The organism is Mycoplasma sp. 13536, assembly GCF_055523495.1.
Genome location: NZ_JBVFVC010000001.1, coordinates 711465 through 728358, shown reverse-complemented (window position 1 = coordinate 728358; position 16894 = coordinate 711465). Strand labels below are relative to the sequence as shown.

Genomic DNA, 16894 nt, shown 5'->3' with positions numbered 1-16894 from the left:
CTGCCTTGTAATAAAATAGTTGTATTAATAAATTTTAAAAAAATGAAAGGAGACCTTAAAATTATATGAAAAATTTAGAAAAATATATTTGTGTTTTTGACAAATATCGAAAAGAAAATAAATATCAACATTTTAAAATTGAAGAGAATTACAACACTATCTTGAAAATGCAAGGAGCTCTTGAGTCGCATCGAAAATTACGATCAGATCAAATCGATCTAGAACAACTTTTTAATATTTTACAAGAACTTTCTGAAGGCTTCTCAATCCAAGAAGTAGCTAAGATTTCTAACAGAGACATTCGAAGTATAAAAAGTAAAATCCAAATTATTACAAATCGCAAACCACTTAGTTTAGATAAACACAATCGCTATGTTTGTGCTAAGTGTTCAAAAAGAGTAATGCGGGTTAAAACCCTTAATTTTACTAAACTATACGAACATTTATTAGGTTATTCATTTTCGCGACTCTTTTTTGTAAGTGATGCAATTAAAGAGAAATGAAAGGCCTACAGAAAATATTGGTATAGTGAGCTTAATACATACAATAAAAATAGAAATAAAAAGAATTTGCAGCAAAAAGAAGTTAAGAAATCAGTTACCTATCTTGTGAATTCTTTTAAAAAATTATCCCCTGATGAATTTGCTCCTTCACCTAGTACAATTTATAAAATAATCAAAAAATACCCTTATTTCCTTGAATTTGACCACATTGTTAAAAAATCTGAAGGCAAATATGGCATAAGGAAGAAAAAACAAACCAAACCTAAAACATTAAAATATGCTACAGAAATTTCAAAACGTCCAGCTTATATTAATGATCGCTCTGAACACGGCCATTTTGAATTAGACACCGTTATTGGTACAATCAATGATACATATTGTATTGTAACCATAATTGAACGGCAAACCAGAATGTCTTATGCTATGCTCTCAAAACGCAACTCCAAAGCTATAAAACAAACTCTTCTAAAGCTAATCAAGAAACATAACTTAGACATTAAAACTTTAACAGTTGATAATGGTAGTGAAAATGTCTTATTGCACCAGGTTATTCCAACTGAAAGACTATTTAAATGCCAACCATATAGTTCATGACAAAAAGGTTCAATAGAAAATATGCACCGCTTAATTAGGTATTACATTCCCAAAGGAAAAAGCTTAGATAAATACTCTCAGCAAGAAATTGATTATATGATGGAAAAAATAAATAACTATCGACAAGTTGTACGGCAATATAAGATAACCTAAAATTTTTTTTAATCCCCCGCCTTTGATTGCAATCAAAGGGGCCTTACTTTTGGCAAAAGTAAGCAAAACCGACGAGAAAACACTGCCGTGTTTTCTGTTTTCGCATACATTTTTTTATCTAAAAATTATGTTAAAATTAAAAGACAATTATTTTGTTAACATCTCGCAAGTGACTTTTCCAAAAAACAATATAAAAAAATATTAGAAAATTTTGAAAAGGTTTATAATTAATTTATGAAATTTAAATATTCCAAATTAGTAAAATCCCTACTTACAATTATGCCACTTGTAGTAGTTGCTTCTTGCAATAATGTCAATAAAAATAAACCTAAAAAACCAGATATTCCCCCTGCAATAATAGGTAAAAAGGAAGATCTAGAAAAAGAAAAAACTATTAATCCAGTTGTTAAAACTGATGATATTAAAAAAAACATAGATAAGCCATTTGAAGACAAACAAGCACCTAAAAAACAAGAGGATCCAAGTTCGAAAGATAATAATGTAGCAAATAATAATTCTCAAAATCCTGCAAATGAAACTGATACAAATCTAGGCACATCACCTTCAAATATAAACCAGACTGACCAAAATAATGAAAATATTAATAAAAATAATAAAGCTATAGAAAATAATGATAAGCCTAGTAAACCCGATGATGAAAATAACAATTCAGATCCAGAAAAAGATTCCGGATTAGACACTTTAAAAGAACCAGATTTTAGTGATTTAAATACTTTAAATTTGAATATTAATTTAAATATTAAAAAATATCAAGATTACGATGCATTATCGTATAAAACATTTATAAAAGATAATTCTAATTCAATAATAAGTTTATTACAAGTCCCAAGTGATATATATGAAAAATATACTATTATTTTAGAATCTTATGAATTATTAAATATAGATAACGAAAAAGGAACAATTAAAGATATAAATCTTAAATTTACTTTAAAAAATACTAATAAATTTAAAGTTTTAAAATACTCTTTAAGCGGATTTAAAACTTCAAGTTCACCTAAAAATAGTAATCCAAAATATGATTTTATTACAAAGCAAGAAACTAAAAGTTATAATAATTTTTTAAATCTTTTTCCATCTTTAGTTGGTGCTTTTTTACTTTGAAATAAAAATGATCAAGTTCAAACTAACCTTCAAAAAAATTCGCTTGCAAGTACTTATGCTTTTGAATCACTTGCAAATAAAAAAGAAAATGAATATTTTAAAGATCCTAATATTGTTTTTAACCCTTCACTTCCTTATTTATTCTTAAAAGTTAATCAAAAAGATCAAGAAAAATATAATTTTAAAATATCTGGAATTAATGCAAATGATATAGAAGGTAGTCTAACATTGCAAATTGATATTTTCGATCGCTCTGAATCAGTTGAACAAAATAAATACCCAGACGTAACTAAAACAATTAGTTTTGATAATTTTGCATCATTTAATAAAAACATTAATGATTATAAATTTGCAATTAATTCTGAAGATTTTAATATAAATCTAAAAAAATATACAAAACTAGCCAAAAAACTAAATGAGGATATTTTTGCTAAATATGCTAACCAGGAAATTAATGGTCAAATTGATATAACAAGCGAGTTTAGTACTTTTGAACAGCGGACTTTAAAAAACGCTTTATTTAATTCTTTAGTTTTTGATATGAATAATGATATTTATCAAGTATCAAATGTAAATAACTTACTAAAAATAACTGATACCTTTGCCTTTCAAGGAAATTATTCAATTTACCCCTTTTTAACTAAATTTAATAATGATTACCTTAATATATCTAACGTAACATTATCATTAAATGAAGGCAAATTCATAATTAAATTTAATATAGAATATTCGTTATTACCATTTATTTCATCTGGGTTTACTAATTTAGATTCCTTTGAATTTGCAACTGAAGGGATTACTAAATCTTTTACGTATCAGTTAATCCAGGAGTAAATTGCATAATTCTAAAAGAGCCTTTAGTAATCAAGAAACAGTTGATAAATATGCTATGAGTATTTTAGACGTAGGATTATGGAAATCTGAAGAATTTTTAATTAATAAATATGTTGCTAAAAATTCTAAAATATTAGATTTAGGATGCGGGACGGGAAGAACTACTTTTTGATTATATAAGCTTGGTTGAAAAAACATAAAAGGTATAGATATATCCAAAGAAATGATTAATAAATGTAATGAAATTAATCAAATCATAAAGTTTGATATTAAGTTTTATCACCAAGATGCAACTAATTTATCATTTAGTGATAACTTGTTTGATTTTGTCTTTTTTTCATTTAATGGTTGGCCTGGAATTGTTAATTTCAAAAGCAGAATTAATGCACTAAAAGAAATATACAGAGTGTTAAAACCTGGGGGCATTTACATATTCACAGCACATACCCGAAATGAATTAGAATATCATCAAAGATATCAAACTAACTTTAGGAATTGTACTGAATTTCAATTTAAAGAATATGGCGATTATGTATTTCAAAATGAAGAAGGATTTTGAGACTTTATGCATTTATATTCAACTAATGAATTAAGAAATCTAATTAAAAACCATACTAATTTTGAAATTTTAGAAATACTCGAGCGGGATAAATATTTTAAAGAATCGCAAAAAGTACTTGAATTTTCTGATAATACTAATTTTTGAATATTGAAAAAATAGAGTAAATTAAATTTACTCTATTTTTATTTATGATAAGTAATATTATGTTTAATTGTATACGCTCGGTAAATTTGTTCAATTAACATTATCCTAAATAATTGGTGTGGAAACGTTAAATCTGAGAAATTTATTTTAGTTTTAAATTTATCTTCAATTACACCATTTGATCCGCCAATTACAAAAGTAATATTATCAAGGTTAGTAATATAACTTGAAAAGGATAATGAATCCATTTTTTTACCATGTAATGATAAATAGATTACCATGGAATTTTTAGGAATTTTTTCAAAAATTAACTGTGTTTCCTTGCTTTTTTTTAATTCTATATTATCGATTTTTTGTTCTTTAATTTCAATTACATTTACTTTAGTAAAGTAATTAACTTTTTTTAAGTAGCCATTAAAAATAACTTGGTATTCTTTAGATAATGATCCTACTGCTATAATATTTAATTTCATTATTTTTTCTTTGTTGAAATATAAAACATTAACATTTGAATATCAGAAGGGTTAATTCCTGAAATTCTTGATGCTTGTCCAATTGTTGTAGGCTTTATAAGCATGAGTTTTTGCTTAGCTTCAGTGGCTAAATTTGTAACTAAATTATAATCTAAATCAGATGGTATTTTAAAATTGTCTAATTTAGCCATTTTTTGTGCTAAAGATTCTTGTTTTTTAATATAACCATCAAGGCGTACAATAGTTACTAATTCATTTTTATATTCAAAATCGCCTAAAATATCTTTAGCATCTACTTCAGGACGTGAAATTACCTTAAGAAGTGAAACTCCGTTTTCAATTTGATATTTTTTGGCTAATTCACTTTTAGATGAAACAAATTTAGTATTTAATTCTTGAATTTTTTGATCAATTAATTGATATTTATTTAAAACATTTTTGTAATGCTCTTTAGTTAAAAGCCCAACTTGATATCCATATTTTGCTAAGCGAATATCAGGATTATCATTTCTTAATAATAAACGATATTCAGCCCTTGAAGTAAGCATTCTGTATGGTTCTTTAGTTCCTTTAGTTACTAAATCATCTATTAAAACACCAATATAAGCATCTGAACGATTTAAGACAAGTGCTTCTTTTTGTTCAATTTTTTGACCTGCATTAATACCTGCAATTAAACCTTGAGCAGCAGCTTCCTCATAACCGCTAGTTCCGTTGATTTGACCTGCAGTAAATAAGTTTTTAATTATTTTTGATTCTAAAGTATTTGAAATTTGCAAAGGGTTAAGGGCATCATATTCAATTGCGTAACCTCATTTTTGAACTTTTGCATTTTGTAAACCAGGAATTGTTTTAAGCATCTTTTCTTGAACTTCAATTGGCATTGAAGTTGACAATCCATTTACATAAATAATGCTTCCATCAGCTGTTTCAGGTTCAAAAAAGATTTGATGCCTATTTTTATCTCTAAAACGCATTACTTTATCTTCAACACTTGGACAATATCTTGGTCCTATCCCTTCGATTAAACCTGAATACATTGAAGATTTATTAATATTTTGTTCGATAATTTGGTGAGTTGTTTCATTAGTATAAGTTAAATAACATGAAATTTGCTCATTTAATTTAACTCCAGAACGGTTTGAAAAAGTTAAATATGTATCATCTAAGTTTTCTTTTTCAACTTGACTAAAATCAATTGAAGATGCATAAACCCGAGGAGGTGTTCCTGTTTTGAGACGTTGTAGTTCTAAACCATGGTTTAACAACGATTGGCTTAATTTAGGGGTAGTTTTTTGATTATCCGGACCACTAATTGTGATATCTTGTCCCCTTAAAATACGTGAGTTCATATATGTTCCAGTAGTAATAACAGCTGTTTTTGCTTCTAACATCATCCCACTTCATAATTTTACACCATAAAATTCTTTATCTTTGTTTACTAAAATTTCTTCAACTGTTGCTTGGATTAAAGTTATATTTGGATGAGCTAAAAGGGCTTGTTTGATAATATAAGAATATTTTTCTTTATCAATTTGTGCCCTTAATGCACGAACTGCTGGGCCTTTTGATTCATTAAGCATTTTAATTTGAATCATGGATAGATCCGAAAAATATCCTTGCATCCCTCCTAATGCATCAATTTCCCGCGTTATTATTCCCTTGGCAGGTCCTCCAATTGATGGATTACATGGCATCATTGCTAACTTATTTAAATCAAATGATATTAAAGCAACTTTATGTCCTTTGTTTGCTAAAGCAAAGGTTGCTTCCACTCCAGCATGGCCACCACCAACTATTATTGCATCGTATTTAGTATTATTCATAATTAATTAAATTTTACCAAATATTTAATTAAGAAGGTTAATAACTTATTAACTTTCCACTAATACGTTTTTTGTCTTTATCTAAAACAGTAATAATAGCATTGATTAGTTGGCCAGGGGCAAAAGTTTCATATTGACTTAAATTATTTGTAAGGTTTAACTCTTTAGTTGGAATAAATAAACTTTCTTTTAATCCGATGTAAGCAAAAATTCCAAAATCAGTAATGTTTTCAATAAAGCCAGTTATTTCTTGGCTTTCTGATAAATCCTCAAAATTAATAATCGAACTTTTTAAAATAAAGCCTGTTTTATCGCGTTTAATTGGTTGAACACTCGTTGACAGTGCTTCTAAAATTAATTTAACATCATAATAATCAGCATTAAACTCTTTAGTAATCATTTCTATATCTAAATGCTCAAGGTTTATCCCACTATCTTTAGGCTCTAAGTTATATTGTTTGATTATTTTAAAGGCAAGGGGGTATAAATCGGGATGGATTATGGTTTTGTCTAAAAAATTATTTGAATTAAAAATTCTTAGAAAACCAACGGCTTGCTCGTAGGTTTTTTCACCAATACCTTTAACATTTAATAAATCGCTGCGGTTTGTAAAATCACCATTTTCACGTCTATGTTGCACGATATTTTGAGCATGTTTATTTGAAAGTCCTGAAATGTAAGTTAAAATTTCTTTGGTTGCCAGGTTAATATCAACACCAACTTTATTAACTACTTTTTGCACTTTAAAAGTTAGATAATTGTCTAATTCTTTTTGATTTACATCATGTTGGTATTGGCCAACCCCAATTGATTTAGGATCAATTTTCACATATTCGTTTAATGGATATAAAAATTTTCGCCCAATATTAATTGCACTACGTTCTTCAACAGATAAATTAGGGAATTCTTCAATAGCTATCTTTGAAGCAGAATAAACACTAGCCCCAACTTCAGAGACAATTGTATATTTAAGGTTAGTTAACTTATATTTGGCAATTAAATCAGAAATAAACTTTTCAGTTTCCCTTGATGCAGTTCCATTACCAATTACAATTATGTCAATTTGGTGCTTTTGAACTGCTTTAAGGATAACTTGCTGTGCTTTTTCTATATCTTTATAAGGTTCATTTGGAAAAATTTTAATAACTTCTAAAACATCTCCATTTTTATTTAATACGGCAACCTTGCAACCATTTTTAAAGCCTGGGTCAATTGATAAAACATTAACATTATCAATTGCAGGAGTATTTAATAATTTTTCAACTGAATTAGAAAAAATTTCGATTGCAGATGTTTCGGCTTTGGCAAATAATTCGTTGAAAATTTCGCGCTCAACTGATGGAAGTATTAAACGGTTTAAAGAATCAATAATTGCTGGTTTTAAATTCTTATGATTGATTTTTTTGCGATCCACCATATACAAAATATATGAAACAAAATTGTCAAAATTATATTCAAACGATAATGAAACAATATTTAAATTAACAGCTCTATTAATAGCTAAAACATTATGATTTTTTAAATATTTAAGGGGCATTTTAAAATCATAATAAAGTTTGAATTTTTCTTTTTCGTCGTTTTTATTTTTTTTAGCATTGGTTTTAAGTATTCCATAAGTATAAATGCGCTTTTTAATTTCAATTTTTATTTGAGTGTCTTGTGAAATTCATTGGGCAATAATATAATTAGCCTGTTCTAATGCAAACTCAATATTTGGTATTTTATCAGATAAATATTTAGAGGCCTCTTGAGCAATATTAAATATTGGATTTTTATTTTTAAAAATACTTAATGCTAAAAGTTCTAATCCTAAATTTATTGCTTGAGTCGCCTTGGTTTTTTTACCTACTTTAAAAGGTTCATATAATGATTCTAAATCACTTTTAAATGTAATTTGATTTATTTTTGCTAATAATTCATCAGTTAAGAGTTTTTTTTCATCTAAGATATTGATAATTGCCTCTTTACGTTTGTTTAATGCTTCGTGATATTTATACAATTTGTCAATTTGATAAATTTGTTCTTCGTTTAGTCCTTTTGTGAGATTTTGGCGATACCTGGCAATAAATGGTACGGTATCACCATTAGAAAGCATCTCTAATACTAAGTTTACTTGGTTAGTCGTTAATGATAGTTCGCTTGCTGTTGTTTGAATACTTTTTTGAGCGATATTAAGATTTTGATTCATATTTTCTCCTTTGTTTCATAACTTTGTTTCTAAAATATAATTTTTCAGCTAAAGTTGAAATTTCAAATGCTTTAAGTGTATTATTAAATTCTTTGATATTAATACTTTGAGGCAATTTAGTTGCTTCGTGACTTAGTTCTAAAAGTTTTGCTTCGAGATTACTCATATTAGCAATAATTACATGTTGTGGAATATTACTTATTTCTAGTTTTAATTCATCGGGAAAAACAATTAATGATGCATATGAAATATGCTTATTTGTCGTTTTGAAAATATTCTTAATGTGTATTTCGTTTTGTACTATTGGATTTTTGGTTTTAAATTTTTTGTTTTTTCCTTTACTTAAATTAAGTTCAGGAGCATTTGCATCACCTGATAAAACACCTTGAAAGTATTTGTATTCAGAGCATACTAACATTGATTCATTAAAAAAGATCGAATCAACTTCATATAATACTTTATCAAACTTATAAGCTCCACCTGGGATAAAATTAAAATTGGTATTTTTAAGTATTTTTTTAATTTTATTATTAATTGAATCTTCAAATAAAAAACCTTTTTTCTTACTTTTTATATTATGAATATATTTATGTAAAACAAATAAACTGAAATAAATTATAACCCCAATTGAAAAGAGTGTAATTAATGTTATTATTATAATAAGAAATTGTTGTTGATTCATATTTTTTCCTAACTTTAACAAATATTTTAAAATATTAAGGATAAAAAACATTTAGTTGAACTAAATGTTTTTTTATTATAGATGTTAATTTGCATCTGCAAATTTGTATTCTTCAGGTACATTTTCTAATGCAAAACCATTTTTAAATAATCAAGTATTACCTTTGTTTGCTTTAAGCATCGCATCACGGTATGAATTTTGTTGATCTTTTCCAGTTCCATAAATTACGTCGTATTGAGGTAAATTGTATGAACCATATAATCCTTGATAATTAAAACCACTTGAACGAAGAGCTGCTGCAACACCAGTTGATGCTGTTAAATTGGCACTATGGAAGATCGCAACAACCTTATTTTCTTGAGTACGTACTGAGGATCCTGAAGCACCGCCTCCTGGTACATAGCGACGAGGCAAGTATGCTAAATTCATTGCTACATATTGATTATTATCTTGACTTGAACGATATGGACCACTTCCAGTAACTGGATTAGATAAAAATTGATCTACAACTCCAGGTTTATTTGTAAAAGTACGGTATCCAAGGTTGTAAGATAAATTATATCCTAACTTATATACAATTTGTGAACGTTCATCTTTAGTTGGCAGCTTTTGATATAAATCATAAGCAGCATTAGTCCATAAACTATATGTATATAATGCAACACTTAGTAAATTTTCATCTTGGTAATTATCTAAGAAAAAGTCTAAAAAACCTTGTGATTGAGTGGCAGGAAAACCAAGAATATATAAATTATCATAGTTAGTTAAAACGCTCTTAAAATCATCTGTGGCTAAAGGTCAATCGATTTTTTCATATTTTGATAAATAATCATAATTAGCAAATGAAACTTTTTTATTATCTTCTAAATTAGCATAATCATTGGTTAATGCTTTAATTTGCTCCTCAGTATAATCAGTTTTACTAAAGTCAATTTCAAATATTGCAAAATCCATATATTCTTTTAAATCTTGACTTTTATCTGCAATATAGTCTTTTGGATCTAATTTTAAATAATCTCTTCCATCAAAAATACGGCTAAAAGCATCTTTGTTTTGATCTGAGAAATTATAAGATTTAAAACGATCGTCAAAATGAATTGTTTGTAATTTTTGGTATAAAGAAGGAGTATTTTTGTCTAAGACAGTTAATTGAAAGCTATCTAATGCATCATTAGCACCATCAATGACGTGCAAATTAGTTGCAAAATATCATTTTTTTGGATATGAACCATCGCTAGTTAATTCATAATCCATAATTCAGGCCGTTCCTGAAAAAGGTGAATGAGTATTAGGATAATTTTGTAGTTTATTAAAGTCATCTTCTTCACTAATTTTCGAAATTAGCTTTTCTTTAACTGATTCTTGTAATTCAGTATTTGCTTTTACTCTTGCAATGACTTTATCTTGGTGACCTTTAACATAATCACGGTATTTTTTCACAGCTTCTTGATAATCATTTTCAGCAATTAATAAGTTAAAGGTTTGCTCAATTAATTGTTTAATAACACCTTGATTATCGTTGTGGCGTGAATAAACTCCAAGGATACGTTCTTTTTCTTGTGCATTATTAATCATATTGATAAAGACTGTTAAATCTGCATCGTTTTTTAATAATTCACTAGCAATAGCACGTTGCTTAGGATCTTTTGAAATACTTCAATTACTTATTTTAAATTGATAGGATTGAAGCGAAATATTTGAATATGTTTCATTTGTAATTGTGCGTGCTAATCCTTTATTAAGATGACTTTCTTTAGTATGTGAATCTACCCATGAAGAACCCTTACCTGTTTCAGTTAGTTTTAAATCCAAACCTTTAAAATTACCTTGTTCATCATAACTTGGGATAGTCATTCCTAAGCGGTTTGAACGATCGTAAGTAGGTAAATTTAATTCCTTAGCTTTCGCATCAAATTGAGCCTTTGTTTCCTGTGTAATATTTGTATTTCTTAATTCAGTATTTAATGCAAGGCCTCTATCATAATCAACCATATCTTTTTCATAACGCTCTTGCTGAGTTGCATTTAGATATTTACTCCATTCTGAATCAGATTTTTTAGGTGGTTGAATAATATAACTTTGTTGTTTAAATCCATTAACTCGATATTTTAAAGTATCGTTAATATTATCTTTATATATAAAGATAATTTCAACACTATTATCAGTATCTGATGCAATTGAATTTAAAACTTTTAGGTCAGTATTACCATCTTTTAAATTTATTTTAACTTCACCAGTAACAACTTTTGAAGAAAAATCATTTTTATTAAAGTTTTCTTTATAGTTATTTGGATCAACAAATGAACCTTCTACTTTAAAAAGTTGGTCAAAGTCCTTGCCTTTAAGAGATTCAGAAAATTGTGCAAAGGTTAATTCTTCTTTTGGTTTGGAGTTTGTATCACCTGTTTTAGGTTTGCCATCTTCAGGAGTAGGTTCTTTATTAGCACATGATAAAGCAGTTGTTAAAAATCCTAAAGAACTAAGTGAAGAAAAAAGTAAAGTATATTTCTTTTTCATTTTGCCTCATTTGTATTTTTTTTATGTTTATTAATTATTTATTGTTGGCTTAAATTTAAATTCTTCAGGAACATTTTCTAAATTAAATCCATTTTTGAATAATCAAGTATTTCCTTTACCTGCTTTAAGCATTTCATTTCGATATGAATTTTTTTGATCTTTACCAGTCCCATAAATTACATCATATTGAGGTAAATTATATTCACCATATAACCCTTTATAATCAAATCCATCACTTCTGAAAGCGGCGGCAAGACCAGATCCTGCATATTGATTAACACTATGGAAAATTCCAACAACCTTGTTATCTTGAATTCTTACCTGCGAACCACTTGCACCTCCTCCTGGGATATAGCGACGTGGTGCATAAGCTAGGTTCATTGCGACATATTGTTTATCATCTTGTGGTGAGGTATATGGAGCAGATCCAATGATTGGAGCAGATATAAACTGATCAACAACTCCAGGTTTATCAGTGAATGTACGATAACCTAGGGTGTAAGAAAGTCCATAACCTAATTCATAAGTTGTTTTAGATTTTTCATCATCAGTTGGCCCAGGTTTTTTATAAAGGTCATAAGAAGCATTGGTTCATAAACTATATGTAAACCATTGTTGTTCATAAAGAGTCTTGTCTTCATATTGGTCAATAAAGTAATCTTCAAAATGATCTGTTTTAGTTTTTGGATAACCTAAGATGTATAAATTATCATATTTTTTAAGATCTTCAATATTACGTGTAGCTAAAGGTATATCAATTTTTGAATATTGATTTAAATAATCATAGTTAACAAATGAGATCTTACGATCATCTTTATTAGCATAATTATTTGTTATAAATTTAATATCTTCTTCTGTGTAGTTGGTTTTTTCAAAGTCTATTTCAAAAATTGCAATATCAATAAATTCTTTTTTATCAAAAGTTTTGTCAGCTAAAAAATCTACTGGATCCTTAGTTAAATAATCGCGGCCATCAAAAATTCTTGTAATTGCCTTTGAATTATCGTCATTAAAGTCATATGATTTGAAACGATCATCTAATGGAATTGTACGTAATTTATTGTATAGTGAAGTCATTTCTTCATGTAAAACAGTTAATTGAAAGTTTTTAAAATGAATTTGGTCCATTGCATCAATAACGTGCAGGTTAGTTGCAAAATATCATTTAGTTGGATATTTACCGTCTTTTGGCAATTCATAGTCCATAATTCAAGCGGTACCTGCATTAGGTGTAAAACTTTCTCATAAATGTTGTAAATGGTTAAAGTTTTCGTTTCTTTTTGCGTGGTTAACAGTAGAAATAAGTTTGTCTTTAATTTTTTTATTTAATGTTGTTTTGTTAATTTTGTCAATTAATAAAGATCTTCTGTGTTTATTGAATTCATCTTCATATCTTTGACGTGCAGGATAAAGCCCAATTTCAGAAGCTAATTGTTCAAAGGCCTTATCGTGAATTACCACAACTGTATCGGCATCATCATAATTACGCTTTAATTTTTCAAGTAAATCATTTTTAATTTCCTGATTTGACAACATTTTAATTAAATATTCATGAACAAAAGGATCTGGAACGAAAATTTCTTTGGCAATTAATCGATCAGCTTCATGAGCAGAAACGGCTCAGTTTGTTAATTTAAGGTTATATGAAGATAAGGCCATATTAGAATAAGTTTGGTTAGTAATTGTCCGAGCCAAACCAGCATTTAAACCTTTAATTCTTCCATAACTATCAACTCATGAATCTGCTTTCCCTTGTTCTTGCAGTTTCATGTCAAGACCTAAAATCTTTCCATCTGCATCATATTTAGGAATCGTAAAACCTAACAAGTTTGAGCGATCATAATTTGCTAAGTTTAATTCTTTAGCTAATTTATCATACTGTTCTTTGGTTTGAGTTGTTGCGCCTAATTCACGAGCTTGTGCTCCACTTGCGAGTAATTGATCATATGCTTTCATGTCTTGATCATATCGCTCTTGTTGGGTTGATTCTCGGTAGATTGTTCAGTCACTAACTGGTTGATTGTTATTTGTTGATAGTGAATTACTATTTTTGTCAAGAAAGCCATCAATATCAAATTGAACTAAGTTATTTGAATTATTTTTATAAGCAAAAATTAGTGCAGCTCTATTTTGGTTTTCAACTGATACAGCATTAACAATTTTTAACGTTGTATCATCATTTTTTAAAGTAACCTTTAAATCACCAGAAACAACTTTTTCAATGAATTGCTCTTTAGTAAAATTAGCTTTAATATCATCTAAACCAAAACTTGTTCCAGTTATTTTAAATAAATCACTAAAAGTTTTGTTAGCAATTGATGTTTTAAAGGCTTCAAAATCACCGTTAGTATTTATAGTTCCAGTGGAGTCATGTCCTGTGTCATTGCCTGGATCATGATTTGGTTTAACAGGTTCGGGGTTTTGCACTGGGTCACTTGTGCCACAAGAAACCAATGCTCCAAAACTTACAATACTTAAAATTGAACCTAAATTAAGAAAAAATTTCTTTTTCATTAGCTGTTTTTAATTATTCCTTCAGGGAATAAAGCTGTTTTAGGGTATTTAGATGTTAAAGTTGTAAGTTTAGCAAGATTTTGACGATATGATTTTTCTTGTTTTGGATATTTGGATTTATCACTTCCGTCAATAAGGTTGTATGCAAAGTTTGTAGCTGGATTATCTTGGGTCATAATTAGCTGGATAAATCCACCACGTTTTGATAAATCTGATGCACCATCAGTATTATCAACTGTTGAATAAATACCTACAGGAACTCCATATTCATTAAGCACCATTGAACCACTGGCACCATAGTATAGTGAAGAATTATCAACATTGAAACTGTAGCCAAAAGGAACTGTTGCTCTTTTTGAATCAAATACATGTGAAACGGTTAAATTGTTTGTGAATGTATTATTTCTGTATGTAATATCGTGGTTTAAATCAGTTGAAGTATTAGTCATAAATACAGATCCAAGATCACTAGCTTTAGGATATCCACCAATATAAATTCTTTCAGGTTTTAAAGCTCTACGATTATTTTTTTGATATGAAGAAGCATAGTCAAATGGGATATATAAAGTATCTCCATCATGTTTTAACGATTTTAAATCCTCATCAAATGATTTAATTGCTTTATCAATGTGTTCTTTCAATTCTTTATGTTCTGAATTATTTAATGAAGAATATTTGATTTCAACAGCGAATACTGCAAAATCAATTCCAAGTTTTTGGTCAGTAAATTCATCATTAGGTCTTACACTCGCTGTTTGTTTAAGTTGATTATTTGAAGTTGAATCAAAAATATCAATTGCAGCAAATACTGTTTTTGGATTTCCTAAGATATCTCCAATTGGTGTTGATTTTTGTTTGTCAGTAACTGAATCAGGTAAGTTAGAATACAATTTAGGTATATTTGTTTCAATACTTGGAATTTGTTTATTTTTAATTGGAGCAGTATTAATATTTGATTTTGGAACACCTAAAAAGAAGTTAGTGTTTTTTGAATCTTCAGTTGTTTCGTATTCTAAAAATTTACCTTTATCAGCAGTTCCTTCAAAAGTGTTTGCTTGTCTATTATGAACGTGTAAATTAGTTGCTAAAAATAAAATTAGGTTTTGTTTGGTCTGATTATTATCAAATGCATAATCAAGTAATCAACCTGTTCCATCATAATTTGAGTAAACCTGTTCACCTTTGTTTTTATAACCATATCCAATTGAAAAACTACGGTCTTTTAATTTTTCAATAGCTTGTTCTTGAGATATTTTTTTGAAACTAAATGTTCTAGTTTCGGTTGGACTTGTATCTTGGGCTGCTTCTTGTTCTTCTTTAATAGCGTTTTGAACGTCAGTTTTCAAGGTTTCGAGTTGTTGTTTAGTTTGACTAAATTCTATACGAAGACCAAAAACACCTTTTTGTCTGTTATCATCAGGTAATTGTTGGATTAAAGCTCTAATTTCTTGTTTCAAGGCTTCTAATTCTTGTGGGTTTTGTGTTGGCTCACCAGGTTGTCCAGGATTTGCTGTATGACCCTGTCCATTATTTGGGTCTGAATTATTATTTGTATTTGATCCTCCTGGGTTTGTGTTAGAATTAGGATTTTTTTCTTTATTTTCTTGATCTTTAGCTCTTTGTTTTAATGAATTAAAGTTTAATTCTGTTGATGTATTAGAATTTTTAAATCCATTAAATTCAGTTGTTAATTGGGTTTTAATTTGTGTATCAGTAACTTTATCAATTGCACTTTGTGTTTCGGTTACTAATTTATTTCAATATTCAGTAATTTGATTTTTTAAACGAGTTAAATCTTCGGTAGTTGAAGCTGTTTCCAAATTACGTTTGTATTGGAATGATGTTTGTGTATTTAATCTTAAGATGTATGCATTAATATCAGCTTTTAATTGAGTATTGTCTGATGCACCTCTTTCAGGTGCGTCAGTTGTACCACATGATACAATCACTGGCATGATTGAAGTTGCTAAAGTTAATGCTAAAACATTTTTAAATTTCTTATTAATCTTTTTCATATAATTATTATATAGATTTTTCTGTTTTTTGTATTAAACTTATCAGGAAAATTAAGGAGAACTATGAAACTATTTATTTATCAACAAAACAACTTAATTCAAAAAATTAAGCTTGCAACAAACCAAGATATCTTTAATTTAATAATTAGAATATACAGCAAAACCTTTTATAAGTGTGAAAATTTTAATTATGCTTGTTTTAATAATTCTTTTAAATGAGTAAATGCAATTTTGGATACTTTTATTCATTTAAATAAAGTCTTTTTACATAAAAATCATGATCAATATATTAAAGATCGCATAATTTATTCGCTTGTTTTTGATCAAGAGGATATAAACCTATTAGATACAAAATTACCCAATAAAATTATTTTAAAAGAAAAAGAGTTTTACAACCTTAAAATAAAAGATTCGCATTTTTCTAGTAAAATAAAAACTAAAAATTGAACTGACTTTATTGAATGAAATAATAATTTTTTAAAAAGTTGCTTTTTGCACCAAAGCGATTTGCAAATAACATACCAAAATTTTGAAGTAAAAGAACAACAAATACTTAAAACAAAAGTTCAACAACTAGTAAATTTAAATATCAACCCCCATTTAGAAAAACTTTTTGAATTTATATTAAGTGACAAAATTAAAGGTTTTTAAAATAATGACTATCTTTTATGTCAATCATTATAAAAATCCATATTTTTAAATACTATTTCTAACACCCTTTGATACCTTAATGTTACTTCTTTCTCTTAAAATCGGGGTGTTAA

General features: G+C 27.8%; 11 protein-coding genes. 4 read left to right on the top strand and 7 right to left on the bottom strand.

The genetic code is table 4. From position 1 onward, the window contains the following. Positions 1-65 precede the first annotated feature (65 nt). From AC0B4N_RS02935 to AC0B4N_RS02925, 3 genes are all read left to right on the top strand, one after another. Positions 66-1250: an IS30 family transposase gene (locus AC0B4N_RS02935; protein ID WP_465102368.1), complete on the top strand. Its 1185-nt coding sequence runs from the start codon at positions 66-68 to the stop codon at positions 1248-1250. 234 nt (positions 1251-1484) lie between these two features. Beyond that, a complete protein-coding gene (locus tag AC0B4N_RS02930; protein ID WP_465102367.1) occupies positions 1485-3209 on the top strand; it encodes an LppA-related lipoprotein in 1725 nt (574 codons plus the stop codon). A 1-nt stretch (position 3210) separates the two neighbouring features. Then, a complete protein-coding gene (locus tag AC0B4N_RS02925) occupies positions 3211-3930 on the top strand; it encodes a class I SAM-dependent methyltransferase (protein WP_465102366.1) in 720 nt (239 codons plus the stop codon). 23 nt (positions 3931-3953) lie between these two features. On the opposite strand, the gene AC0B4N_RS02920 is transcribed toward AC0B4N_RS02925, so the two are convergent. From AC0B4N_RS02920 to AC0B4N_RS02890, 7 genes are all read right to left on the bottom strand, one after another. After that, entirely contained in the window at positions 3954-4388 is a 435-nt protein-coding gene (locus tag AC0B4N_RS02920; protein ID WP_465102365.1) for a 23S rRNA (pseudouridine(1915)-N(3))-methyltransferase RlmH, read from the bottom strand. Further along, positions 4388-6214 carry a tRNA uridine-5-carboxymethylaminomethyl(34) synthesis enzyme MnmG gene (gene mnmG, locus AC0B4N_RS02915; protein WP_465102364.1) on the bottom strand — a complete coding sequence of 609 codons (1827 nt, stop codon included), beginning with the start codon at positions 6212-6214 and terminating at the stop codon, positions 4388-4390. Before mnmG ends, AC0B4N_RS02920 begins: the two co-directional genes overlap by 1 nt. Before the next feature lie 37 nt (positions 6215-6251). Then, on the bottom strand, positions 6252-8402 hold the full coding sequence (locus AC0B4N_RS02910) for a helix-hairpin-helix domain-containing protein (protein WP_465102363.1): 2151 nt from the start codon (positions 8400-8402) through the stop codon (positions 6252-6254). Continuing rightward, a complete protein-coding gene (locus AC0B4N_RS02905; RefSeq protein WP_465102362.1) occupies positions 8386-9084 on the bottom strand; it encodes an NERD domain-containing protein in 699 nt (232 codons plus the stop codon). The genes AC0B4N_RS02910 and AC0B4N_RS02905 overlap by 17 nt, the downstream gene beginning before the upstream one ends. A gap of 84 nt (positions 9085-9168) precedes the next feature. Continuing rightward, positions 9169-11601, bottom strand: coding sequence for an Ig-specific serine endopeptidase MIP (gene mip / locus AC0B4N_RS02900; protein ID WP_465102361.1), 2433 nt, complete (start codon positions 11599-11601; stop codon positions 9169-9171). A gap of 30 nt (positions 11602-11631) precedes the next feature. Further along, on the bottom strand, positions 11632-14115 hold the full coding sequence (gene mip, locus AC0B4N_RS02895; protein WP_465102360.1) for an Ig-specific serine endopeptidase MIP: 2484 nt from the start codon (positions 14113-14115) through the stop codon (positions 11632-11634). Beyond that, positions 14115-16130, bottom strand: coding sequence for an MIP family Ig-specific serine endopeptidase (locus tag AC0B4N_RS02890; RefSeq protein WP_465102359.1), 2016 nt, complete (start codon positions 16128-16130; stop codon positions 14115-14117). Before AC0B4N_RS02890 ends, mip (AC0B4N_RS02895) begins: the two co-directional genes overlap by 1 nt. Positions 16131-16193: 63 nt before the next feature. Here AC0B4N_RS02890 and AC0B4N_RS02885 point away from each other — a divergent pair, with 63 nt between their 5' ends. After that, the gene (locus tag AC0B4N_RS02885) at positions 16194-16781 is read left to right on the top strand and encodes a hypothetical protein (protein ID WP_465102358.1); all 588 of its coding nucleotides are present in this window, start codon (positions 16194-16196) and stop codon (positions 16779-16781) included. Positions 16782-16894 lie beyond the last annotated feature (113 nt).